We start from the raw sequence: 23,626 nt of genomic DNA, 5'->3' as shown, positions 1-23,626 counted from the left end.
TTTACTATTAAAGTAATCCTTGCTCACGCAGTTTACGTTTCATTTTAAAGGCTGTCATGAAAATGACACAAGTAGCCACAATGCCTGCTATTATACCAAATCCACTACCAGTTGCCACAGAATATCCGATAGAACACATTGCTAAAACAGCTGCTAATGCGTAAATGGCCATTACGAATTTTGCACGATTCATAGCCGAGCCTCCTATAGTAAAAATTTGTAAATCAAATATATTTTTTAGAACGATGAAAATTCTAGTAAGGACATTTCTACCCTTCATGTGCTATAATAACACAGTTAAACATTCGAAAAAAGAATATGGAGTGGAATAATGACAAACTTACGTCAAGATCTTCGCAATATCGCAATAATCGCCCACGTTGACCATGGTAAAACTACTTTAGTCGACCAATTACTAAAACAATCAGGTACATTCCGTTCAAACGAACGTGTTGAAGAACGTGCAATGGACTCTAATGATATTGAACGCGAACGTGGTATTACGATTTTAGCTAAAAATACAGCAGTAAACTATGAAGGAACTCGTATCAACATCCTTGATACGCCTGGACACGCTGACTTCGGTGGTGAGGTAGAACGTATTTTAAAAATGGTAGATGGCGTTGTACTAGTTGTCGATGCGTATGAGGGTTGTATGCCACAAACACGTTTTGTGTTGAAAAAAGCATTAGAACAACGTTTAACACCAATCGTTGTTGTTAATAAAGTAGACAAAGATTCAGCTCGTCCACTAGAAGTAGTAGATGAAGTACTTGAATTATTCATTGAACTAGGTGCAGATGAAGATCAATTAGACTTCCCTGTTGTCTATGCTTCAGGTGTAAATGGTACAGCTTCTTTAGACGCTGATCCATCTAAGCAAGAAGTGGATATGAAATGTCTATTTAAGAAAATTATCGAAGCTATTCCAGCACCAATTGATAACTCAGAAGAGCCATTACAATTCCAAGTAGCTTTACTTGACTATAATGACTTCGTTGGACGTATCGGTATTGGTCGCGTATTCCGCGGAACAATTTCTGTAGGTCAACAAGTATCTCTTATGAAGTTAGACGGAACAGTGAAAAACTTCCGTGTAACGAAAATCTTTGGTTTCTTCGGCTTAAAACGTGAAGAAGTTGAGACAGCAAAAGCTGGTGACTTAATCGCCGTTTCAGGTATGGAAGACATCAACGTTGGTGAAACAGTTTGCCCTGTTGAGCACCCAGAAGCGCTAACGCCGTTACGTATCGATGAGCCAACATTACAAATGACTTTCTTAGTAAACAACTCACCATTTGCAGGTCGTGAAGGTAAATGGGTAACAGCACGTAAAGTAGAAGAACGCTTACGTTCACAACTTCAAACGGACGTTTCTTTACGCGTTGAAGATACAGATTCACCAGATGCTTGGACTGTTTCTGGTCGCGGTGAGCTTCACCTATCGATCCTAATTGAAAATATGCGTCGTGAAGGATTTGAGTTACAAGTATCAAAACCTCAAGTAATCATCCGTGAAGTTGATGGCGTAAAATGTGAACCATTTGAACGTGTACAAATTGACGTTCCAGAAGAAAATGTTGGTTCAATTATCGAATCAATCGGTACTCGTAAAGGTGAAATGTTAGATATGGTGAACAATGGCAATGGCCAAGTTCGTTTAACATTCTTAGTTCCTGCACGTGGTTTAATCGGTTATACAACTGAATTCATGTCAATGACTAAAGGCTTTGGTATCATTAACCATACTTTCGATTGCTACCAACCATTTATTTCAGGTCGTATTGGTGGTCGTCACCAAGGTGTACTTGTATCAATGGAAACTGGTAAATCAACAACTTATGGTATGATGCAAGTAGAGGACCGTGGTACACTATTTGTAGAACCAGGTACTGAAATTTATGAAGGTATGATTGTTGGTGAAAATACACGTGATAATGATATCACTGTAAACATTACAAAAATGAAGCAAAAAACGAATGTTCGTTCTGCGACAAAAGACGCGACAAACGTTATTAAAAAGCCACGTTTATTAACACTAGAAGAAGCATTAGAATTCTTAAGTGATGATGAGTACCTAGAAATCACGCCAGAATCTATTCGCCTTCGTAAACAAATTCTAGACAAAAATGAACGTGAAAAAGCAGCGAAAAAATTAAAAAACGCTGAACAATAATTTTTTGCTTCCACGAAAGGAAGAGGAGTCTTGGGTATTAAGTCCGCTTTATTTGGTGAACTAAATGTTATTCAAGTTGCTGAACAAGCAAACGCAAAGGAAACAGCAGATGCTTATGAAAAAATGGCCGGAGTAACGCGTTTTTTATATGAAAACTTACCTAACTACGAAATGGCAGGTTATGTTCTGTTTGCTTTAGTGTTTTTGCTCTCTGCACTTGTTTATAAACTAGGCTTTGCAAAGAAATTAAAACTATCACAAAATATTATTATTTATATTTTCCTGTTTGTAGGGTGTATTATGTTAACATTTTTTGCATTATATCTTCCAATGGTTGAAGGGCTCATTGTAGCAGCGTTAATTTTAATCGTCTATAAAACACGTTTATGGCGTGAAAAAAGAGAAGAGCAACAAGCTGCTAACTAGTGAAAATAACTTTATCTGAGAGAAACAGTCTTAGCGTTGAATAGCTAAGGCTGTTTTCTTTTGTTTTAAGGGTTCTTTAGAGAGCCAAAGCGACGGATAGAATCGAAGTGACGGAAAGAAGAGCCGAAGCGACGGATAGAACTATCGAAGTGAAGGATAGAATCATCAAAGCGACGGATAGAACCATCGAAGTGACGGAAAGAAGAGCCAAGGCGACGGATAGGATCGAAGTGACGGAATGAAAAGCCAAGGCGACGGATAGAACCACCAAAGCGACGGATAGGATCGAAGTGACGGAATGAAGAGCCGAGGCGACGGATAGAACCATCAAAGCGACGGATAGGATCGAAGTGACGGAATGAAGAGCCAAAGCGACGGAATGAAAAGCCAAGGCGACGGATAGAACCACCAAAGCGACGGATAGGATCGAAGTGACGGAAAGAAGAGCCAAAACGACGGATAGAACAGTCAAAGTGACGGATAAAAAGTCGAAAGTGACGGATAGAATCGAACTAGCTAATAGAACCTCAACCTAACATTTGATGTAGAACAGTTTTAAAAGATATAGGCACCGAAATCTTCCGATATGAATAAGTTAATGTCGATAGGCTTATTTTCATCAATCAAGGAGGAAATGGAATGCGTTGGTTTAAAAGAGGTTTATTATTTAGTGTTTTTGCTTTGTTACTCCTTTCTTTGACGGCGTGTAATAAAACGGAGCATGAAAAAGTCAAGGTTGGAGAAGTGACGCGCTCGATTTTCTATGCGCCGCAGTATGTAGCACTTGAAAAAGGGTTCTTCGAGGACGAAGGACTTTCTGTTGAGGTACAAACGATTGCAGGTGGCGATAAGACGATGACGGCGTTACTTTCTGATGGAATTGATATTGCCTTAGTTGGATCGGAAACTTCCATCTACGTAACGCTCCAGGGCTCCAATGATCCGATTCAAAATTTTGCACAGTTAACACAAACAGATGGCACATTTTTAGTGGCGCGCGAAAAGATGGATAATTTTTCCTGGGATCAATTAAAAGGCTCTACATTTTTAGGGCAACGTAAAGGCGGAATGCCACAAATGGCGGGTGAGTTCGTACTAAAAAAGCATGGCATTGACCCTGCGAACGATTTAACACTCATTCAAAACATTGATTTTGCTAATATTTCTACGGCCTTTGCTTCTGGAACAGGGGACTTTGTACAGCTATTTGAACCAACTGCGAGCATCTTTGAGAAAGAAGGTAAAGGCTATATTGTTGCTTCATTTGGTGCTGAATCTGGGCATTTACCTTATACATCGTTTATGGCGAAAAGTAGCTATTTGAAGGATAAAGCGAAGACAGTTCAAAGCTTTACAAATGCATTGAAACGAGCGCAGGATTTTGTGCAAAAAGAGAGTTCAGCTGAAGTAGCGAAAATTATTCAGCCATACTTTGAAAATGTAGATGTTGCTTTAATTGAAACAGTGGTAGAGCGTTATAAATCTCAGGGTTCCTATGCTACAGATCCTATTTTGGAGAAGGAGGAATGGGATAACTTGCAAACGATTATGGAGGAAGCAGGTGAACTTCCTCAACGGGTGGATTATGAAAAGCTTGTGAATACAACCTTTGCTAAAAAGGCAGCTGAGTAATATGGAATTTTTAGAAGTAAAAAATATTCACCATAGCTATTTTTCGAAAACGCAGGCAAAGGAAGTTTTACGTGATATCAATTTAGATATTCGTGAAGGTGAGTTTGTTTCTTTTATAGGACCGAGCGGATGTGGGAAAACAACGTTATTATCAATTATTGCTGGCTTATTTTCGTCTACAGAAGGCAAGGTATACATTGAGGGTGAGGAAATTTCAACACACAATCAGTCTCTCATTGGCTACATGCTTCAGCAAGATTATTTATTCCCTTGGAAAACCATCGAAGAAAATGTCACTATTGGTTTGAAAATCATGGAACGAAGCAATAAAACTCATAAAGTAACGGCAAATGCACTTTTGCAAGAAATTGGTTTGCCGCATGTTGGGAACAACTATCCGAGAGAGTTATCTGGTGGCATGCGTCAACGAGTAGCCCTTGCTAGAACTTTAGCGGTGGACCCTAAAATTTTATTGCTAGATGAACCATTTTCGGCACTTGATTATCAGTCTAAATTAAAACTGGAGGACTTGGTTGTTGAAACGTTAAAGGCCTATCAAAAAACTGCCGTTCTTGTGACACATGATATTGGTGAAGCCATTGCGATGAGTGAACGGGTATTTCTATTTTCTGCAAATCCAGGTACATTGCATAAAGTATTTGAAATACCTACAGAGTTACAAGAGCTTTCACCTTTTGATGTTCGACAGCATCCAGCGTATTCAGACATATTCCAAAATATTTGGAAGGAGCTGGAGAGTCTTGGATAATACAATGTTTAAACAGTATCAGCAAATGCTAAAAAAAGAAAAGCGCTATGTTCGATTATATCAGCTTATCATCTTAATCTTATTTTTCGGCGGGTGGGAGCTTCTATCAAGATTTGGATGGATTGACCGTTTAATTTTTAGTTCTCCAACGCATGTATGGCAAACATTAGTAGAAAAAGTGAGCGATGGTACGTTAACACTTCACGTTGGTGTTACTTTAATGGAAACGATTATTGGCTTTATTGCCGGAACACTAATGGGTACATTAATAGCAACCGTATTGTGGTGGTCATCAATGCTATCAAAGGTACTTGATCCATATTTAGTTATTTTAAACGCTATGCCGAAAGTTGCTTTAGGACCCATTTTAATAGTCGCCCTTGGTCCTGGTTATTTTTCTATTATAGCGATGGGTGCGTTGATTTCAATCATTATTACAACCATCGTGGTTTATACGGCTTTTAAAGGGGTTGATCCAAACTACAACAAAGTATTACAAACTTTTGGGGCAACCAGATGGCAAATATTTAAAGAAGTTATTTTACCTGCTTCCTTCCCAACGATTATTTCTACTTTGAAAGTAAATGTAGGACTTTCTTGGGTAGGTGTCATAGTTGGTGAATTTTTAGTCGCCTCAAAAGGGCTTGGTTATTTAATTATTTATGGCTTCCAGGTGTTTAATTTTAATCTTGTGCTTATGTCACTTCTCATCATCGCCTTTTTTGCGACGATTATGTATCAGGTTGTCGAGTTGATTGAGAAGGCGATTATAAAAAATAATGGTTAGACGGTTAAAGAGGCTGGGATATGTATATTTTTAAAGAAAAACTTAAAAATTTCACATCAGAAAAGCGCGAAAAATCAACGTTTCTAAAATTGATTTCTCGCGCTTTTTAAGGTTTTGACAAGTTTTGTCCCAGCCTCTTCATAATGTTGAAAAACAAAGCGATCAAGGGAATTTTTGTGAATGTTGTGGCTTTTTAGATGAGGGTAGCTTTCATTCTAGGCTACTTGTTTTCACAAGGAAGCTTTACTCAGCGATCAAAGCGAAACGATTGGAGCACTCGAATAGCCTTCCACTCCAATCAGAGGTAGAGTAGAGCTTTTAAAAATTTTATTCATTTCAAAAGTGGACGCTATGACAACGCACCATAATTGAACAGATATAACAGTGACGTAATTGTTTGGAAGGTGGATGTCGATAAAAATTAAAAGTTGGGTGATAAAACGTGAAAGTTAGTCGATAAAAATTAAAAGTTGGGTGATAAAACGTGAAAGTTTATCGATAAAATTTAAAAGTTGGTCGATAATGCCTGAAAGTGTTTCGATAAAACTAAAAAGTTGGATATCATTTTGTTAAAACGCATGTTATGTGAAGTGGTTGATTGAAGTGAAGGCTGGGCGACTCCTTGGGGATCAGCAATAGGGGAACGAAGGCTCTCATCGGACGCCCCCAGGAAGCTTTGCTCTGTGCGAAAGCGAAGCGACAGCAACAACAACAAATGTTTTCTGTAGCGAAAGCAAAGCGGCAGCTACAATTGTTTTATCTGTGCGAAAGCGAAGCGTCAGCAACAAAGCGCTCAGTCGAAACGGAAATCAACCCCTCGTTTTGCCGAAGAGCATACTATATTTAACTTATTTCAGCGGGTGTCCAAACACCCGCTGAAATAGAGGAACTCAGTCTAAGAACGCCACGTCCTGTGGCAACGACTGAGTGACCAACATCTTGTTGGCCCAAAGCCTCCGGAGGATGTCACGGAATCGGAAAGGAGTTCACATAGGATGTTAGCCTAAAATCATCGCATCCTTGACGGCTAACTGACCTGCATCGGTAAAAACGCCACGTCCTGTGGCATTACCGAAATGACCGACATCGTGTCGGCCCTCATGCAGGCCTAAGCACAAAGCCGATTCTGGACGCAATTATGCCGAGGCATAATTGATTAGGACACCTTAATTTTATTGACACAATAGTTTTAAACAACATAAAAGAGGTGTCTCAAATAATGAGTCACCTCCTTCTGTTTTGTTAAAATTCTTCATCCATCTGTGGAGAGGTACGATAAAACCGGAAATTCCCGGTTTCAATGCGTGTAACCGTATTTTCTTTAATACGATCATGACATGTTTCACACATATACGTATGAATTGGTCGATTGCGTAATTTTTTAGCTAACGGTAAATTATCATCTAAATTGTTAATTGTATCGCAAATAACGCACTTTACGCGCATTGCATTCCCTCCTACTCAGCACGAATAGCTAATACATTTTTAATAGGGCTATCTACATTTGAACCGTCTCTAAATAACACATAAACAGGGCCATCTTCCATTAATGGCTTACCATCTTGGCTGTATTTTAAAATTAATGTATGAGCTTCTTCGATTGTAAATGGATACTCTTTGCCACCTTCACATTCAATGACGATTGTTGTCGCTTCAGGTTTAATGTCAGCATTCTTTAGGAAGTGACTTAATTCGATCCCGAAAGTACCTGTTTCCATCCCTTTGCGGTCAAATTTTCGTTCTGATTTCAATGTTGGTGGGAAAGTAGCTCCTTCCATAATCTCACGTGACCAGTGAGCGCCTACCTCACGCATATATTTAATATCGGAATCTTCCTCAACTTCTTGTGTGTCGAAGTACGTTTTTAAATCTAATTTGCGATCATCGAAAATCCAAACAGTTGGATCTAATGTTAATTGGAATGAAACTGCGCCCTTGATAGGAATTATTGTTTCCATAATAGAAATCCTCCTCAAATCTTGTATATCCATGAAATAGTATAACGCTAATGACTAGAGATAATAAAGAAATATAATTTGATTTCTCTATTTTCCAATGAAGACACTTGCATTTTTAACGACTAAAAGATAAACTTTATTAAGATAGAATCGAAGAAATATCAGATAATGGGGGCGTCCTCATGGATACTAAATCACAAACTTCTTTTCAGGAGAAGGCTTTGGAGCTTTTAGTTGCTGATGCAGACAAAATTGCTCGCCTCATTCGAGTACAAATGGATCATTTAACAATGCCACAATGCCCTCTATATGAAGAAGTATTAGATACACAAATGTTCGGCCTTTCTCGTGAAATTGACTTTGCTGTGAAGCTTGGACTCATTGAACGCGAAAAAGGCAAAGAAATTCTCGATTCACTCGAGAAAGAACTTTCTGTACTACATGACGCGTATACAGACAAATAAAAAGAAAAAACTCAAACGCAATTTGCGATTTGAGTTTTTTTTCTAGAATGAGGTTTTCCGATGAAACAATACTTAAAACGTTATGCACAAAATTTTGATTACCCATTATTTTTTACGGTCCTATTGTTAAGCTTATTTGGATTAATAATGATTTATAGCTCAAGTATTATGGTAGCGATTGCAATAAAAGGAAAGGCACCAGATTATTATTACCACAAGCAAGTAATCAATTTAACTGTAGCTTTTCTTGGATTTTTAGCAGCGGCATTTTTTCCGTATAAGCATTATGCAAATAAAAAAGTTATGTTGATACTAACGGCTGTATTAGTTGTACTATTTACTTGGGTAAAAGTTGCTGGTAATGGTGATGAAGCAGGAATAGGGTCTAAAAGTTGGATTTCCGTCCCCGGTTTTGGGAACTTTCAGCCTTCTGAATATGCGAAGCTATTTATAATTTTATATTTTGCTGCTGCTTTTTATCGGAAAGGACAAAAATATACACTTGAAAAGCTACAACCAACTGAAATATTTTATCCAATATTCCTTTGGATTCTAGTTGTTGCTGGTGTTGCATTTGAAACCGATTTAGGAGCAAGTATTATTTTATGTGGAATCGCTGTTTGTGTTGTAGCAGCTAGTGGCATTCCGTTTAAAACATTTTGGAAGTTTTTTGGGGTATTGGGTGCGTTTGGAGGAGTCATCTTTGGTATACTATGGTTGTTTAAAGGGGATATGTTAACGGATAACCGTATGGGCCGTATTAAATCATACATAAACCCGTTTAATTATGAAAGTGGTAGTGGTCACCAGGTTGTCAATAGTTATTATGCAATTGGCGGAGGCGGTTTAGAGGGAAGAGGTCTCGGTCAGTCCATTCAAAAATTAGGGTATTTGCCTGAACCACAAACTGATTTTATTATGGCGATTATTATGGAAGAGCTAGGTATTTGGGGAGTTCTTGTCGTTTTAGGTGGTTTGGGATTTATTGTATATAAAGGATTTTCGATTGCGTTGCGCACGAAAGATCCACTAGCACGTATGATTGCTGCAGGTATTGCGAGCTGGATTGGCTGGCAATCGTTTATCAATCTTGGGGGTGTAACTGGGTTAATCCCGTTAACCGGTGTAACGCTACCTTTTATTAGCTATGGCGGGACATCTATAATTATTCTATCTTTAGCGATGGGAATATTGATGAATGTTTCTATGTTTGAAAAGATAGAAAGGAGAAAAACACAATCATAAAGGGGGATATCCATGGAATCAATCAACAAAATTCTCGTAGCCAATCGAGGAGAAATTGCAATTCGTATTTTCCGGGCATGTACGGAGCTAAATATCCAAACTGTGGCCATTTATTCGCGGGAGGATAGTGGGGCATTCCATCGCTTTAAAGCAGATGAGGCCTATTTAGTGGGAGCGGGCAAGAAACCAATCGATGCCTATTTAGATATTGAGGGTATTATTACGATTGCCAAAGATGCTGGTGTAGATGCGATTCATCCGGGTTATGGTTTTTTATCGGAAAACGTGGAATTTGCACGTCGATGTGAAGAAGAGGGGATTGTCTTCATTGGGCCAACTTCCCAGCATTTAGATATGTTTGGAGATAAGGTTAAGGCGCGCGAACAAGCAATTGCTGCAGGTATTCCTGTTATTCCTGGTACAGATGGTCCGGTAGCTAATTTAGCAGAGGTAGAGGCTTTTGCTAGCGCATATGACTATCCAATTATGATTAAGGCAGCACTAGGCGGCGGTGGTCGTGGAATGCGCCTTGTTCATACAAAAGAGGAGCTAGCTTCCTCCTATGAACGTGCAAAATCTGAGGCGAAGGCAGCATTTGGCTCTGATGAGGTGTATGTAGAAAAGGCCATTATTAAGCCAAAGCATATTGAAGTTCAAATTATTGGCGATCAACAGGGCAATATCATTCATTTATATGAGCGTGATTGCTCGATTCAACGTCGTCATCAAAAGGTTGTTGAAATTGCACCATCTAATTCAATTTCGGAAGATTTAAGAAATCGAATTTGCGATGCAGCGGTTCAATTAATGAACAATGTCTCGTACATAAATGCAGGGACAGTAGAATTTTTAGTCGCAGGTGAGAATTTTTATTTCATCGAGGTCAATCCTCGTATTCAAGTCGAGCATACGATTACTGAAATGATTACGGGTGTCGATATCGTGCACGCCCAAATTAAAGTGGCAGCAGGCTACGGTCTGCATAGTGAGGAAATCCATATCCCGCAACAGGCGGATGTCCCAATGATTGGGTATGCGATTCAAGCACGTGTCACAACGGAAGACCCAGCCAATGACTTTATGCCGGATACAGGAAAGCTTATGGTGTACCGTTCGAGCGGTGGTTTTGGTGTTCGCTTAGATGCCGGTAATGGGTTCCAAGGGGCTGTAGTAACACCGTACTATGATTCACTACTGGTGAAAATTTCAACATCAGGAATGACGTTTAAAGAAGCCGCAGCAAAAATGGACCGCAATTTAAAAGAGTTCCGTATTCGTGGGGTAAAAACGAATATTCCATTTTTAAATAATGTTGTGACACACGAGGAATTTTTAACGGGTGCCTTCGATACAAGCTTTATTGATACAACACCTGAACTATTTAATTTCCCTGTGCGTAAGGACCGTGGGACAAAGCTCTTAAGCTATATTGGTAATGTGACGCTCAATGGTTTCCCTGGAGTGGAGAAGAAAGCAAAGCCAATTTTTGTGCAACCGAGCATTTCGAAAGTCGATAAATTAATCGTGCCACCAGCGGGTACAAAACAGATTCTAGATGCCCAAGGAGCAGAGGGGCTTGTGAAATGGATTCTAGCGCAAGAGGATGTACTGTTAACGGATACAACTTTCCGTGATGCGCACCAATCACTGCTTGCTACGCGTGTGCGTTCACAGGATATGTTCGAAATTGCAGACGCAACAGCGCACATGATGCACGATTTCTTCTCGCTCGAAATGTGGGGCGGCGCGACGTTTGATGTGGCGTACCGTTTCTTAAAAGAAGACCCATGGGAGCGTCTTGCCAAACTACGTGAACAAGTACCAAATGTGCTATTCCAAATGCTACTTCGTGGTGCGAATGCCGTCGGTTATACGAACTACCCTGACAATTTAATTCGTGAGTTTATCGCTGAATCAGCTGCATCCGGCATCGATGTGTTCCGTATTTTCGATAGCTTGAACTGGATTAAAGGCATGGAAGTAGCAATTGATGCTGCACGCCAGTCTGGTAAAATTGCTGAAGCTGCTATCTGTTATACAGGAGATATTTTTGATGAAACAAGGGCGAAATATTCAGTCCAATACTACAAGGAAATGGCGAAGGAGCTGGAGGCAGCAGGTGCCCATATTTTAGCGATAAAAGATATGGCTGGACTATTGAAGCCTGAGGCAGCGTATCGTTTAATTTCCGAGTTAAAAGAGACGACAAGTCTACCAATCCACCTGCATACGCATGATACAAGTGGCAATGGCATTTATTTATATGCCAAGGCGATCGAGGCTGGGGTGGATATCATTGATACGGCGCTCGGTTCGATGGCAGGCTTAACATCACAGCCAAGTGCAAACTCCTTGTATTATGCAATGAAGGGCAGCAAGCGTGAGGTTCGTGCCGATATCGAAGCGCTTGAAAAATTATCGTATTACTGGGAAGACGTGCGTAAATATTATAAGGATTTCGAAAGTGGCATGATCAGTCCACATTCTGAAATTTATGTTCATGAGATGCCAGGTGGCCAATATAGTAACTTGCAGCAGCAAGCCAAAGCAGTGGGCCTTGGTGATCGATGGGATGAAGTGAAGCACATGTATTCCCGCGTAAACCTTCTATTTGGCGATATTGTCAAAGTAACCCCATCTTCGAAAGTAGTCGGAGATATGGCGTTATTTATGGTGCAGAACGATTTAGATGAAAGCTCTGTACTGACAAGAGGGCAAACTATTGACTTCCCAGATTCTGTGATTGAGTTCTTCCAAGGCTATTTGGGACAACCGCATGGCGGCTTCCCAGAGGCACTTCAAAAGGTTGTGTTAAAGGACCGTGAGGCAATTACGATACGTCCTGGTGAGCTACTGGAGCCTGTGAATTTTGAGCAATTGAAGGCGGTACTGGAGGGGAAATTTAGTCGTCCCGTGACGAAGCAAGATGTGTTGGCGTATGCTTTGTATCCGAAAGTGTTTGAGGAGTTTGCAAAAACAGTGGATTCCTTCGGCAATATTTCGGTATTAGATACACCAACATTCTTTTATGGGTTAAAACTAGGTGAAGAAATTGAAGTCGAGATCGAAAAAGGAAAAACACTGATTATTAAACTTGTCTCTATCGGTGAACCACAGCATGATGGCACGCGTGTCATGTACTTTGAGTTAAACGGTCAATCCCGTGAGCTGGTGATTCAAGATATGACTGTCGAAGTAGATGGCAGCCTAGCGTTAAAGGCAGATCCAAGCAATCCAAATCAAATTGGGGCAACGATGCCTGGTACGGTCTTAAAAGTAGTCGTATCGAAAGGAAGCTCTGTCAAACGTGGAGACCACTTGTTAATTACCGAAGCAATGAAAATGGAAACAACCGTCCAAGCACCGAAAGATGGGGTCGTGAAAGAAGTATACGCAAGTGCGGGCGACGCCATTTCAACAGGTGATTTGTTAATTGAAATTGAATAATTGAAAATAAAAAAGGTTGTTAGATGGCTTTATAGCATACTAATAACCTTTTTTATTTTGTTATATTGGCTCTTCACCATAATGTAGGGTTGATTTCCGTTCCGGCTGGGCGCTTTGTTGCTGCCGCTTTGCTTTCGCTACAGAAAACATTTGTTGTTGCTGTCGCTACGCTTTCGCACAGATAAAACAATTGTTGCTGACGCTTCGCTTTCGCACAGAGCAAAGCTTCCTGGGGCGTCGGGGCAACAGATGTTTTTTTGCGCGAAAGCGAAGCGACAGGATGTTGGTCACGAAGGCGTTATCACAGGACGTGATAACGCCTTCGTTCCCCTACTCGCCAGGGTCTCATCTGTGACGCTAATCCCCAAGGAATCGCCCAGCCTCCACTCCAATCAACTTGATGATGTGCCTATTAATTTACTATTTTTCAATAATAAAATTGTAAATTGTTTGACATATTATTGAGGCAGAAGCGTTTGAAAAAAAAGATTCGCCGTTGAAAAATATGGCGAATCTTTTTCTACTATTATTTGTTTTTTTCATTATAATTGCTACGTGCAACTAGCATTATCATGTAGCAAAGTAGACCAAATAAAATTGAAATAAGTAATGAATGAAGTAATGCAACGATTAAATTCAATTTAGTTAGGACTACTAACATACCAGCAATCACTTGTAAAATTACTATAGTAAAGGCAATAACCCAACCGTAGTAAATAACTCGTTGGTTTTTATATTCTTTTACAACATGCCAAGTTATGTATGCAATCCAAATGAAAAAGATAAGAACAGCTAGGCGATGCCCCATTTGCACCCATTCATACATATTATTAAAAGGTGCGAATGGTGTTTCGTTATAGCAAAATGGCCAGTCTGGACATATTAAGCTAGAATCTGTATGACGAACAAGCGCCCCTGTATAAACGACTAAATAAGAATAAATTGTGACAGCAATCGTATGCCAACGTAACTTTTTACCAATAAAAACGTTATCGGCATCAAATTTCCGATCCACTTCAAATACAATCATAGAAAGAAGGAGAACAGCAGCAAAGGAAATAAGAGAAATCCCAAAGTGAAGTGCTAGTATGAAATCACCTTGTCCCCATAAAACTTGAGCAGCTCCAATAAGAGCCTGTGCGATTAAGAAAAACATCGCTAAGAAACCTAATAACTTTACTTCGCGAATATGGCCAAGTTTACGCCATGTCCAAACTGTTAACACAAGAATTGAGATTGATACGACACCAGTTACAAGACGATGTGAAAATTCAATTAAGACTTCTGGTGTAATTTCTTTTGGAATAAGAGAACCATTACAATCAGGCCAGTTTCGACCACAGCCTAAGCCACTATCTGTTTTGGTAACAAGTGCTCCTCCTAGTAAGATAAGGAGCATTCCAACTGTAGCGGCAACAGCAAACCATTTCATATACCTGTTGTGTTGCATAAAATGAGTCACCTACTTTATCTATCAACATTACATGAAAGTAATGTTTCTGCTACTAGATAATATCGAAAATACAGATAAAATACAACTTGTAAAGAGTAGGGAGTAATAGATGTCGATTCCATTTCACAAATTGTTCATAATTTCGTGCTTTAACCTTCACAATTCATTTTAGAAAATGTTTTACTATAGATATGTTGTTTTTAATTATATTTCTAGACAAAGCTAATTTTTACAACTTCATCTAAATTTCACTTAATGTCTAGAAATCAATCGCAAATTTCGCTATAGTTATTGTTAGCGGAATATGCTTACAAAAATGAAAGGAGAGGTATTATGTCAAACGGTCGTGCACTGACGGCTACTAGAAATAGTGGACCAGAATCAACATCTGTTGTAAAAGATTTCTTAGCACTGATAAAAATTGGAATCGTTAATTCGAATCTTGTCACAACGTTTACAGGGATGTGGCTGGCATTTCAATTTACTAGTAGACACTTCTTGCAAGAGCTTGATGTCATATTGTTCACCATGCTGGGTGCAGCATTAATTATAGGTGGCTCAGGCGCAATGAATAACTTTATTGATCAGGATATTGATCCAATCATGAAAAGAACGAAGACAAGACCGACAGTAACGGGTAGATTTAAGCCGAATTTTGTATTGACCATTGCCCTCTCATTTTTAATTGTAGGTGAAATTTTGTTATTTGCGGCATCGTTTGCGGCCGGCATGTGGGGACTAGTAGGAATATTTGCTTATGTCGTTCTGTATTCAATGTGGTCAAAGAGGAAGCATGTTAGTAACACGATTGTAGGAAGTATTTCAGGGGCGATTCCACCAGTTATTGGGTTTGCAGCTGTTGAGCCTGCATTAGGTTCAGGAGCACTTGCCTTATTCCTAATCATGTTTGCATGGCAACCACCGCATTTTTATGCGCTTGCTATGAAACGTACTGAAGAATATCGTGCAGCTAATATACCAATGCTACCTGTAGTAAAAGGATTTAAACGTACGAAGTACTCAATGTTATTCTGGATTCTTTTATTATTACCGTTACCTTTCCTTTTAACAGAGCTTGGCGTTGGCTTCTTAATTCTTGCCACTGCATTGAACTTGGGCTGGTTGATTCTAGCTTTTAAAGGCTTTACTACAAAAGATGATATGAAATGGGCAAATAAAATGTTTATCTATTCTTTGAATCATATGACCATACTATTTGTATCCATCATAATATTTGCGTTGTTTAGCTAAATTTAGGAATTCTTTCTTTTCCTAGAGAATTCATATAGACAGAACTAATGTCCTAGGTACACATGAAAATACAACAAAGAAAGAGGGGTTTAATTAAGCTATGATGAAAGGGCTTAAAAAATGGCGTCTTTTTTCACTTCTAGCAGTGATGATGGTTTTCCTTTCAGGATGTGGTGAAGATCATATTTCTGCACTGAAACCATCTGGTCAAGTGGGTAAAGAACAATTCAATCTATTACTGTTAGCTACTGGAATTATGACGTTAGTTGTAGTAGTAGTATCCGTTATCTATTTACTTGCATTCTTAAAATTCCGCCGCTCAAAAGTTGGCGAAAATGTTATTCCTAAGCAAGTAGAAGGAAGTCACACTCTTGAAGTAATTTGGACAGTTATTCCAATTATTTTATTATTAATCTTAGCTGTACCAGTTGTTACGGCTACTTACAAATTTGCAGATGTTGCTGCAATGGACGAAGTAGATGAAGATGGTAACAAAACAGCACTTACAGTAAATGTAACTGCGAAATTATATTGGTGGGAGTTTGAATACCCTAATCAAGGTATTGTAACAGCTCAAGAATTAGTTGTACCAACAGGTGAAAAAGTTTACTTTAACTTAAAAGCTGCCGATGTTAAGCACTCATTCTGGATTCCTGCTATAGGCGGTAAAATGGATACGAACGTAGATAACTTAAACAAATTCTATCTAGAATTTGATAAAGAATCAAAAGATCTTAAAGACGGCGTATTCTATGGTAAATGTGCTGAATTGTGTGGTCCTTCACACGCATTAATGGACTTCAAAGTTAAAGCATTAAGCCCAGAAGCATTCGATGCATGGGTAGCTTCAATGCAAGCAACAGAAGGAAAATTGGCTGATAAAGCTTCAACAGATCTTGGTGAAGCAACATTTGCTAACAGCTGTTTAGGTTGTCATGCTGTTTCTGGTTCAGGCGGTTCAGGCGGAATGGGTCCTAACTTAACTACATTTGGTGACCGTAACCGTGTTGCTGGTTTCTTAGAACATAATGAAGAAAACTTAAAAGCTTGGATTAAGAACCCTGAGAAATTCAAGCCAGGTAACTTAATGATGAACGCAGATGGTACTGCGCCAGTATACGGCGACTTAACTGACGAAGAAATTCAAGCTCTAGCAACTTATATCATGGGCTTATCTGTTGAGAAATAATTTGTAGTTTTATGTAACAAACTTTGAGGGAGGTAAAAGTTGTGAGCTCATACACACAGAAAAAGGGCTTTGGAGCAACTGTCTGGGACTACATTACAACTGTTGACCATAAAAAGTTAGCAGTAATGTATTTATTAGCCGGTACATTGTTCTTCGCTATCGCTGGTTTTGAAGCGTTATTAATGCGTATTCAGTTAATGAAACCAAATAACGATTTCATATCAGCTGGTTTTTTCAATGAATTATTAACAATGCACGGAACGACAATGTTATTCCTAGCTGCGACTCCATTACTATTCGCATTTATGAACATGCTTGTACCATTACAAATTGGTGCGCGTGACGTTGCATTCCCGTTCCTTAACTCTTTAGGGTTCTGGTTATTCTTCCTAGGTGCAGTATTCCTTCACCTGTCATTCTTTATGGGTGGCGCTCCTGATGCGGGCTGGACTTCTTATGCATCATTATCTTTATATTCTCCAGGACATGGTATTGACTTCTATGTTCTTGGTTTACAAATATCCGGGGCAGGTACATTAATTTCAGGTCTTAACTTTATCGTTACGATTATTACAATGCGTGCTCCAGGTATGACATTCATGCGTATGCCATTATTCACTTGGACTGCGCTTGTATCAAGTGCACTAATCCTATTCGCATTCCCTCCATTAACAATTGGTTTATTAATGATGTTATTTGACCGTATGTTCGGTGGTAACTTCTTTGACCATACTATGGGTGGTAACACAATTATTTGGGAACACTTATTCTGGATCTTCGGACACCCAGAGGTTTATATCTTAGTATTACCAGCATTTGGTTTATTCTCTGAGATCATTCCAGCGTTCTCTCGTAAACGTTTATTCGGATACTCTTCAATGGTATTCGCAACAATTTTAATCGGTTTCTTAGGGTTCATGGTTTGGGCTCACCACATGTTTACAGTTGGTCTTGGGCCAACAGCTAACGCAATCTTTGCTGTAGCAACTATGGCGATTGCCGTACCAACAGGTATGAAAGTATTCAACTGGATCTTAACTATTTGGGGCGGATCTATTAAAGTTACAACACCAATGCTTTATGCACTTGGTTTCATCCCGTCATTCGTTGCGGGTGGTGTTACAGGGGTAATGCAAGCATCTGCACCTCTTGACTACCAATTACACGATTCTTACTTTATCGTTGCTCACTTCCACTACGTAATCGTTGGTGGTATTGTAACAGCGTTATTTGGTTCAGCACACTTCTACTGGCCAATTTTCTTCAACCGTATGTTAAACGAAACGCTTGGTAAAATTACGTTCTGGGTATTCTTTATCGGATTCCATTTAACGTTCTTCGTTCAACACTTCTTAGGTTTAATGGGTATGCCACGTCGCGTATTCACTTACATGGAAGGTCAAGGTTGGGATCAGTTCAACTATATCTCTACAATCGGTGCATTAATGATGGGTGTAGGGGTTATCTTAATGGTAATCAACTGCTTAATGTCAATCAAAGGCAAACCAGCAGGTCGCGACCCATGGGGCGATGGACGTACATTAGAATGGTCAATTCCACAACCAATCCCATTCTACAATTTCCGTCAAACACCACTTGTTCGTGGTTTAGATCCATGGTGGATTGAAAAACAAGAAGGAAATAAAGAAATGACATTTGCTGAACCAATCGGTGATATTCATATGCCAAACAACTCAGCTATCCCATTTGTTATTTCTCTAGGGCTGTTTATCGCGGCATTCGGTGCTCTTTATAATCCAGATGCAGATAAATCGTGGTCAATTTATGTTTTAATTGCTGGTCTTGCAATTACATTTGGTGCTATGATTTTCCGTTCTGTTAAGGACGATCACGGCTTCCACTTACACAAAGAAGAAATTCTTGAAATTGAAGAACAACTTTACGGCAAAGGGGGAAATAAATAATGGATTTCAATACTAAATTTACTCCTCATACTTGGCCAGATCATCCTGAACAAGCTACGATGGAAGGGAAAAATAAAGTTGTTGGTTTCTGGATTTTCCTTGCCTGTGAAGTTGTACTTTTCGCAAGTTTATTCGCTACTTACTTAGCGCTTAAGAACAAAGGGCCTGCTGGCATGGAGTTCACAACACAAGATTTATTTGAATTACCATTAGCATTTGCTATGACGATGTTACTTTTAACATCTTCACTAACTTCAGTTTATGCAATTTACCATATGCGTAACTTTAACTTTAAAGGAATGCAAACATGGTTAGCGATTACATTAGTTTTAGGTCTTGGATTCTTAGCTCTTGAAATCTATGAGTTTAATCACTATGTAGGCCTTGGTTTCACATTTAACCAATCTGCGTTCGCAACTGCGTTTTATTCATTAGTTGGTACACATGGTTTCCACGTAACTTTAGGTCTTGTGTGGATTGCTACGTTAATGCTTCGTAATGCTAAACGTGGTCTTAACTTATACAATGCGCCTAAATTCTTCGTGGCTGCTTTATACTGGCACTTTATCGACGTAGTTTGGGTATTCATCTTTACAGTAGTATACTTGATGGGAGTGATCGGATAATATGTCTTCACACGATACACCTATAGTTGCTAAGTCTCAGGCACAATACGAGTATGATCGTCATCATAATGCCGTTCATATGCGTAAACAAGTAATCAACTTTGCGATTATGATTTTCTTTACGTTTATCGCATTCGCTGTAGTTGCAGCTGATTTTTCTAAATACTTAATATTACCGCTCATTTTATTGCTTGCTGGTGTTCAAGTTGTTCTTCAACTTTACGCTTTCATGCACTTAGAAGACAAAAAAACACACTTCGGTGGTGTAATTGGCTTCTTCATGTGGATGGGAATATTAATCGCATTTACATTCTTCTTAGCATTTTTAACAATTATTTGGTGGTAATCACCAAAAAAGCACGTTCTCTACTTTATGTAGGAACGTGCTTTTCTTTTTGGGTTCTGTTCACGATTTAGTGATGAGCTGGTAAGAATTAATATAATTCATGTGAGTGTGATTTTCGTTCCGACTGGGAGACATAATAAAGTAAAAGGATTCACATACAGTTTTGTGTGTGAGTCCTTTTTTGCTCTTTGGAAGGTGGATGTCGATAAATTTCAGAAGTTGGGTGATAAAACGTGAAAGTTAGTCGATAAAATTTAAAAGTTGGGCGATAATTCCTGAAAGTGATCCGATAAAACTAAAAGTTGGATGACATTTTGTTAAAACGTATGTCATGTGAATCAGTTGATTTTCGTTCCGACTGGACGCCCCCAGGAAACGCCCAGTCGGAACGGAAATCAACCCCACACTTTGCTGATGAGCCACGCGAAATAAGATACTTTTCATGTGGTGATTTATCGTTTTTAACATTTTTTCAATAGGTGCCCTAGCTCGTTCGAGTAATATAATGTGGATAGTCATTTGTTCACCTTTCGTTCATTGCAGAATGTTTGTAAGCGTTCTATAATAGGAGTACTGAAGTTTAAAGGAGTGCGTTCTGTATGCCACTTAGTATATTTGGTTTCCAAGCTTTATGGAGCCCTTACCTAATAGGGGTTCTTGTTTTCATAACAGTCATCTATTTTTTAGTCACAACAAAGTGGCGCAAGGATTTTAAAGTAAGTGAGCCTTTGAAAAAGGGCGAGGCGATTTATTTTGTCTTAGCAATGGTAACGATATATATTATTAAAGGATCTCCAATAGATTTAATGGCGCACATTATGTTTACGATGCATATGGTGCAAATGGCAATTTTGTTGTTACTTGTACCGATTTTCTTAATAAAGGGGATTCCTTGGTGGGTATGGAAAGTTGCGATTGAAGCACCGGTTGTTAGAACTTTATTTAAAGTTTTGACATTACCTGTCGTTGCGATATTTGTGTTTATTGGTTTATTTTCTTTCTACCATTTACCTGCAGTATTAGATTACATTAAATTAAACGAAACTTTACATGGTACATATACTTTTGTATTATTTGTTTCAGCTGTTTTAATGTACTGGCCTTTAATTCAAAAAATGCCTGATAGTCCGCAAATGAAACCCTTGTATAAATTAGCCTACATCATTGCTAATGCGGTATTAATTACACCTGCGTGTGCATTAATTATTTTTGCACCAAACGCTATGTATGAAACATATACAAATGGTGATGCATGGCTTAAGGCGATGGAACTTTGTGTACCAGTTTCTACATTATCTAGTTTATCTCTTTCAGGACCAGAGCTCTTCACAGATATGAAACCTGTTGCCGATCAACAACTAGGCGGCGTTTTAATGAAGATTTTACAAGAGATTATTTTTGGTGTATTACTTGGATCAATCTTTATTAATTGGTATCGTTCAGAGCAAAAGGATCCCGATAAAATTACTGCTGATGCGTTAAAAGAACATCAAAAGAAATGGGAAAGCCAACAGCAACATCAATTGTAAAAATAGAAATTTACTTTGTTAAGGGGTTTTGTGAATGGAATTGCAAATTTTGCCTACTATAAGTACATCATTCATCGTTATTAGTGCTGTACTTGTAGCTATTGGTTGGGGCTTAATTGTAAAAAGAAAAGTAGAAGCACATAAAAAAGTAATGCTTGCAGCAGGCGTTGCAGCACTTATCTTCTTTATCATTTATGCTTCACGTACAGTCTTTATTGGTAACACAGCGTTTGGTGGCGGAGAAAATATAAAACCATATTATACGTTCTTCTTAATTTTCCATATTACGCTTGCAACAACTGGAGCAGTATTTGGTATTGTTAGTATTATTTCTGGTTTGAAGACTAATATCAAGCTTCACCGTCGTATTGGACCGATTACAAGTATTATTTGGTTCTTCGTAGCTATTACTGGGGTTTTAGTATACTTATTACTATATATTTTATTTGAACCAGGTGAAACTACATCTGTCATTAAAGCTATTTTAGGTTTTTAACTTCTTCAGCAAATGAATGCGGTTTTAAGTCACTTTTCAGAGGTGTCCAAACATCCGCTGAAAGAAGCCGATTCCGGACGTAATTATGCCGAGACATAATTAATTAAAAAAATCTCCCTCCTTATTCTTGAGAAGGTGGGAGATTTTTTATGGATGTTTGATTAAATAGAGAAAGAACAACGACAACGAGTAAAGGGCCGATTAAAATACCAAGAAACCCAAATACTTTAAAACCGATAAACATTGCAATAAAGGTTGTTAGTGAAGAAAGTCCAATTTTATTTCCGATAACTCTAGGCTCAATCATACGTCGAACTAAAAATTGTACGATTGTTAGTGCGACTAGAACAACAGCAAAGATATAATCACCTGTAAAGACTTTGTATATCGCCCAAGGGATAAGCAAAATAAATGAATCTAAAAAAGGAATGAAATCTAAAATAACTAATAAGAGTGCTAAAATTAGTGGGAATGGTGTTTTAAGTAAAAAAAAGGTTCCAAATGCTATAGCAAAAATGCAAATACCAACTAAAAATTGTGCTTTCATAAAACCAAATAAAGCAAGTTTCACACGTTGTCCAATAAATAGTAATTTTTGATGGTAGTGAAAGGGAATAGGCGCTAAGATTTTACGATTGATAGTTGGCAATTCTAAAAGAAGCATATATAACACAATCCAATAAACAAAAATATCAAACAATCGTGAAGGTATATGCGTAAGTAATGATGACCAAACATTCACATTTGTTAAAGAAAGTGCGAATTTTTCGATTGAAGATAGAGCCCGTGCTATCGTAAGTTGAATTTGTATAACAAGATCTAAGGGTAAATGATACGTATAGTTGGAAAGCTTGGATTGTATTTGAATCCACAGTGCTGACAGCTGATTGAGGTACTCTGGAATATGGATGATAAATGTTGAAAATTGTTTCCAGCTTATAAATATAACGAGAATACATAATAGTAAAGTTATACTTGAAAAGAACATAAAGAAAATGGATGCGACTATTTTGCGTTTTTTTCGGAACCGTTTACTGATTCGTGTGATGACAGGTTCCAATAGTAATGCAGTTACGTAGGCAAGTAGTATTGGTAATGACAAGGATATAAACCAGAAAATAGCAATTCCGATAGCTATTACGATTATTGGATGTCGAAAAAAGGGCCGTTTGAAAAATTGTAACATTTATCTCACCTACATCATGTAAAAGATATAGTTAGTATGAGAAGAAATAATATTTTTACTCAAAATAAAAAAGACTGGACCACCAGTCTTTTCAGATATAGCTATTGCACTGCACGCTGTTGCCAACTTTATGTTAACTCTGTCCTGTCAACGTATAACAGATAAATGATAAAAAATGATTTCAATGTTTAATTGACAAGCATGCACCGTGAATTAACTATCTAAAATTACGCATGAATTTCAAAAGCTTGTAAGTCTAATTTAACCTTTTTTAAGATTTCTTCACATTTTTTTACAAGATGTGCTGGGAAAACTTCGTCATCTCCATACTCAACACCATGTGGATAGTAGTACTTACCAAGTGCTGGTTTCATTAATGTTAAGATTGCATCGTGAGCACCAACATCACCAGATTTTGCATATGCAAATACACGTAGATAGTAACGTCCCTCACGAGTATCGAAACGCTTATCAAATGTCATACGTTCGTAGTCCCAGCCGCCATCACATTCTAAACCATTTTTTTTCATGACGCTTACAATAAGTTCTTGATCAGCTGTTAAATTTTCAAGGTTAGTATTTTCAAAATACATCTATAATCCTCCTTTAGGTTCTCGTACAAAGTATACGCTCATTTTTATAATAGAGCATATTCGACATTGTTGCAATGACAACATTGTGTCAACCCAATTACAATTGATATAATAACTTACAGAATAAT

Annotated in this window: 23 protein-coding genes; 16 read left to right on the top strand and 7 right to left on the bottom strand. The window is 38.4% G+C overall.

Annotated features, from left to right (window positions below; translation table 11 throughout):
- Window positions 1–7: 7 nt before the first annotated feature.
- Window positions 8–193 (bottom strand): DUF5325 family protein, encoded by a 186-nt coding sequence (locus tag AN161_RS12495; protein ID WP_053594686.1) that lies wholly within the window; start codon window positions 191–193, stop codon window positions 8–10.
- Window positions 194–331: 138 nt separating this feature from the next.
- Here AN161_RS12495 and typA point away from each other — a divergent pair, with 138 nt between their 5' ends.
- The 6 genes from typA (at window position 332) to AN161_RS28820 (ending at window position 6,637) form a co-directional block, all read left to right on the top strand.
- The gene (typA, locus tag AN161_RS12490; RefSeq protein WP_053594685.1) at window positions 332–2,176 is read left to right on the top strand and encodes a translational GTPase TypA; all 1,845 of its coding nucleotides are present in this window, start codon (window positions 332–334) and stop codon (window positions 2,174–2,176) included.
- 30 nt (window positions 2,177–2,206) lie between these two features.
- Window positions 2,207–2,602 carry a YlaH-like family protein gene (locus AN161_RS12485; protein ID WP_082340064.1) on the top strand — a complete coding sequence of 132 codons (396 nt, stop codon included), beginning with the start codon at window positions 2,207–2,209 and terminating at the stop codon, window positions 2,600–2,602.
- 639 nt (window positions 2,603–3,241) lie between these two features.
- Window positions 3,242–4,234 carry an ABC transporter substrate-binding protein gene (locus tag AN161_RS12480; protein WP_053594684.1) on the top strand — a complete coding sequence of 331 codons (993 nt, stop codon included), beginning with the start codon at window positions 3,242–3,244 and terminating at the stop codon, window positions 4,232–4,234.
- Window position 4,235: 1 nt separating this feature from the next.
- Complete coding sequence (locus tag AN161_RS12475) at window positions 4,236–5,003, top strand: ABC transporter ATP-binding protein (protein WP_053594683.1); 768 nt, start codon at window positions 4,236–4,238, stop codon at window positions 5,001–5,003.
- Complete coding sequence (locus tag AN161_RS12470; RefSeq protein ID WP_053594682.1) at window positions 4,996–5,790, top strand: ABC transporter permease; 795 nt, start codon at window positions 4,996–4,998, stop codon at window positions 5,788–5,790. Before AN161_RS12475 ends, AN161_RS12470 begins: the two co-directional genes overlap by 8 nt.
- 622 nt (window positions 5,791–6,412) lie before the next feature.
- Window positions 6,413–6,637 (top strand): hypothetical protein, encoded by a 225-nt coding sequence (locus AN161_RS28820; RefSeq protein WP_143114770.1) that lies wholly within the window; start codon window positions 6,413–6,415, stop codon window positions 6,635–6,637.
- Between the two features lie 395 nt (window positions 6,638–7,032).
- On the opposite strand, the gene AN161_RS12465 is transcribed toward AN161_RS28820, so the two are convergent.
- Together AN161_RS12465 and AN161_RS12460 are read right to left on the bottom strand one after the other, a co-directional pair.
- On the bottom strand, window positions 7,033–7,236 hold the full coding sequence (locus AN161_RS12465; protein WP_053594681.1) for a YlaI family protein: 204 nt from the start codon (window positions 7,234–7,236) through the stop codon (window positions 7,033–7,035).
- 11 nt (window positions 7,237–7,247) lie between these two features.
- The gene (locus tag AN161_RS12460) at window positions 7,248–7,748 is read right to left on the bottom strand and encodes a hypothetical protein (protein ID WP_053594680.1); all 501 of its coding nucleotides are present in this window, start codon (window positions 7,746–7,748) and stop codon (window positions 7,248–7,250) included.
- Window positions 7,749–7,930: 182 nt separating this feature from the next.
- Here AN161_RS12460 and AN161_RS12455 point away from each other — a divergent pair, with 182 nt between their 5' ends.
- The 3 genes from AN161_RS12455 to pyc are packed head-to-tail and all read left to right on the top strand — an operon-like array spanning window position 7,931 to window position 12,904.
- A complete protein-coding gene (locus AN161_RS12455; protein WP_004224778.1) occupies window positions 7,931–8,212 on the top strand; it encodes a YlaN family protein in 282 nt (93 codons plus the stop codon).
- A 60-nt stretch (window positions 8,213–8,272) separates the two neighbouring features.
- Complete coding sequence (locus AN161_RS12450; RefSeq protein WP_053594679.1) at window positions 8,273–9,457, top strand: FtsW/RodA/SpoVE family cell cycle protein; 1,185 nt, start codon at window positions 8,273–8,275, stop codon at window positions 9,455–9,457.
- 12 nt (window positions 9,458–9,469) lie between these two features.
- On the top strand, window positions 9,470–12,904 hold the full coding sequence (gene pyc / locus AN161_RS12445; RefSeq protein WP_053594678.1) for a pyruvate carboxylase: 3,435 nt from the start codon (window positions 9,470–9,472) through the stop codon (window positions 12,902–12,904).
- 73 nt (window positions 12,905–12,977) lie between these two features.
- Here the strand turns inward: pyc and AN161_RS29645 are convergent, their stop codons facing one another.
- The gene (locus tag AN161_RS29645; protein WP_158003019.1) at window positions 12,978–13,127 is read right to left on the bottom strand and encodes a hypothetical protein; all 150 of its coding nucleotides are present in this window, start codon (window positions 13,125–13,127) and stop codon (window positions 12,978–12,980) included.
- A 303-nt stretch (window positions 13,128–13,430) separates the two neighbouring features.
- The gene (locus tag AN161_RS12440; RefSeq protein ID WP_053594677.1) at window positions 13,431–14,354 is read right to left on the bottom strand and encodes a heme A synthase; all 924 of its coding nucleotides are present in this window, start codon (window positions 14,352–14,354) and stop codon (window positions 13,431–13,433) included.
- Between the two features lie 336 nt (window positions 14,355–14,690).
- On the opposite strand from AN161_RS12440, the gene cyoE reads away from it, so the two are divergent.
- The 7 genes from cyoE (at window position 14,691) to AN161_RS12400 (ending at window position 21,719) form a co-directional block, all read left to right on the top strand.
- Window positions 14,691–15,608 carry a heme o synthase gene (cyoE, locus tag AN161_RS12435; protein ID WP_053594676.1) on the top strand — a complete coding sequence of 306 codons (918 nt, stop codon included), beginning with the start codon at window positions 14,691–14,693 and terminating at the stop codon, window positions 15,606–15,608.
- A 100-nt stretch (window positions 15,609–15,708) separates the two neighbouring features.
- The gene (gene coxB, locus AN161_RS12430) at window positions 15,709–16,797 is read left to right on the top strand and encodes a cytochrome c oxidase subunit II (protein WP_053594675.1); all 1,089 of its coding nucleotides are present in this window, start codon (window positions 15,709–15,711) and stop codon (window positions 16,795–16,797) included.
- A gap of 41 nt (window positions 16,798–16,838) precedes the next feature.
- Complete coding sequence (ctaD, locus tag AN161_RS12425) at window positions 16,839–18,722, top strand: cytochrome c oxidase subunit I (protein WP_053594674.1); 1,884 nt, start codon at window positions 16,839–16,841, stop codon at window positions 18,720–18,722.
- On the top strand, window positions 18,722–19,348 hold the full coding sequence (locus AN161_RS12420) for a cytochrome (ubi)quinol oxidase subunit III (RefSeq protein WP_053594673.1): 627 nt from the start codon (window positions 18,722–18,724) through the stop codon (window positions 19,346–19,348). The genes ctaD and AN161_RS12420 overlap by 1 nt, the downstream gene beginning before the upstream one ends.
- Window position 19,349: 1 nt before the next feature.
- Complete coding sequence (locus tag AN161_RS12415) at window positions 19,350–19,694, top strand: cytochrome C oxidase subunit IV family protein (RefSeq protein ID WP_053594672.1); 345 nt, start codon at window positions 19,350–19,352, stop codon at window positions 19,692–19,694.
- Between the two features lie 599 nt (window positions 19,695–20,293).
- Window positions 20,294–21,223 carry a cytochrome c oxidase assembly factor CtaG gene (gene ctaG, locus AN161_RS12405; RefSeq protein WP_053594670.1) on the top strand — a complete coding sequence of 310 codons (930 nt, stop codon included), beginning with the start codon at window positions 20,294–20,296 and terminating at the stop codon, window positions 21,221–21,223.
- 34 nt (window positions 21,224–21,257) lie between these two features.
- Window positions 21,258–21,719, top strand: a complete 462-nt coding sequence (locus AN161_RS12400; protein WP_053594669.1) for a DUF420 domain-containing protein — start codon at window positions 21,258–21,260, stop codon at window positions 21,717–21,719.
- A gap of 121 nt (window positions 21,720–21,840) precedes the next feature.
- Here the strand turns inward: AN161_RS12400 and ytvI are convergent, their stop codons facing one another.
- Together ytvI and AN161_RS12390 are read right to left on the bottom strand one after the other, a co-directional pair.
- Window positions 21,841–22,905 carry a sporulation integral membrane protein YtvI gene (gene ytvI, locus AN161_RS12395; RefSeq protein WP_075807233.1) on the bottom strand — a complete coding sequence of 355 codons (1,065 nt, stop codon included), beginning with the start codon at window positions 22,903–22,905 and terminating at the stop codon, window positions 21,841–21,843.
- Between the two features lie 227 nt (window positions 22,906–23,132).
- On the bottom strand, window positions 23,133–23,498 hold the full coding sequence (locus AN161_RS12390; RefSeq protein ID WP_053594668.1) for a YugN family protein: 366 nt from the start codon (window positions 23,496–23,498) through the stop codon (window positions 23,133–23,135).
- Between the last annotated feature and the right edge of the window lie 128 nt (window positions 23,499–23,626).

Source organism: Lysinibacillus sp. FJAT-14222, from assembly GCF_001278875.1.
GTDB lineage: Bacteria > Bacillota > Bacilli > Bacillales_A > Planococcaceae > Lysinibacillus > Lysinibacillus agricola.
The sequence above is the reverse complement of the archived record's forward strand: the minus strand, read 5'-3'. Positions and strand labels throughout refer to the sequence as shown.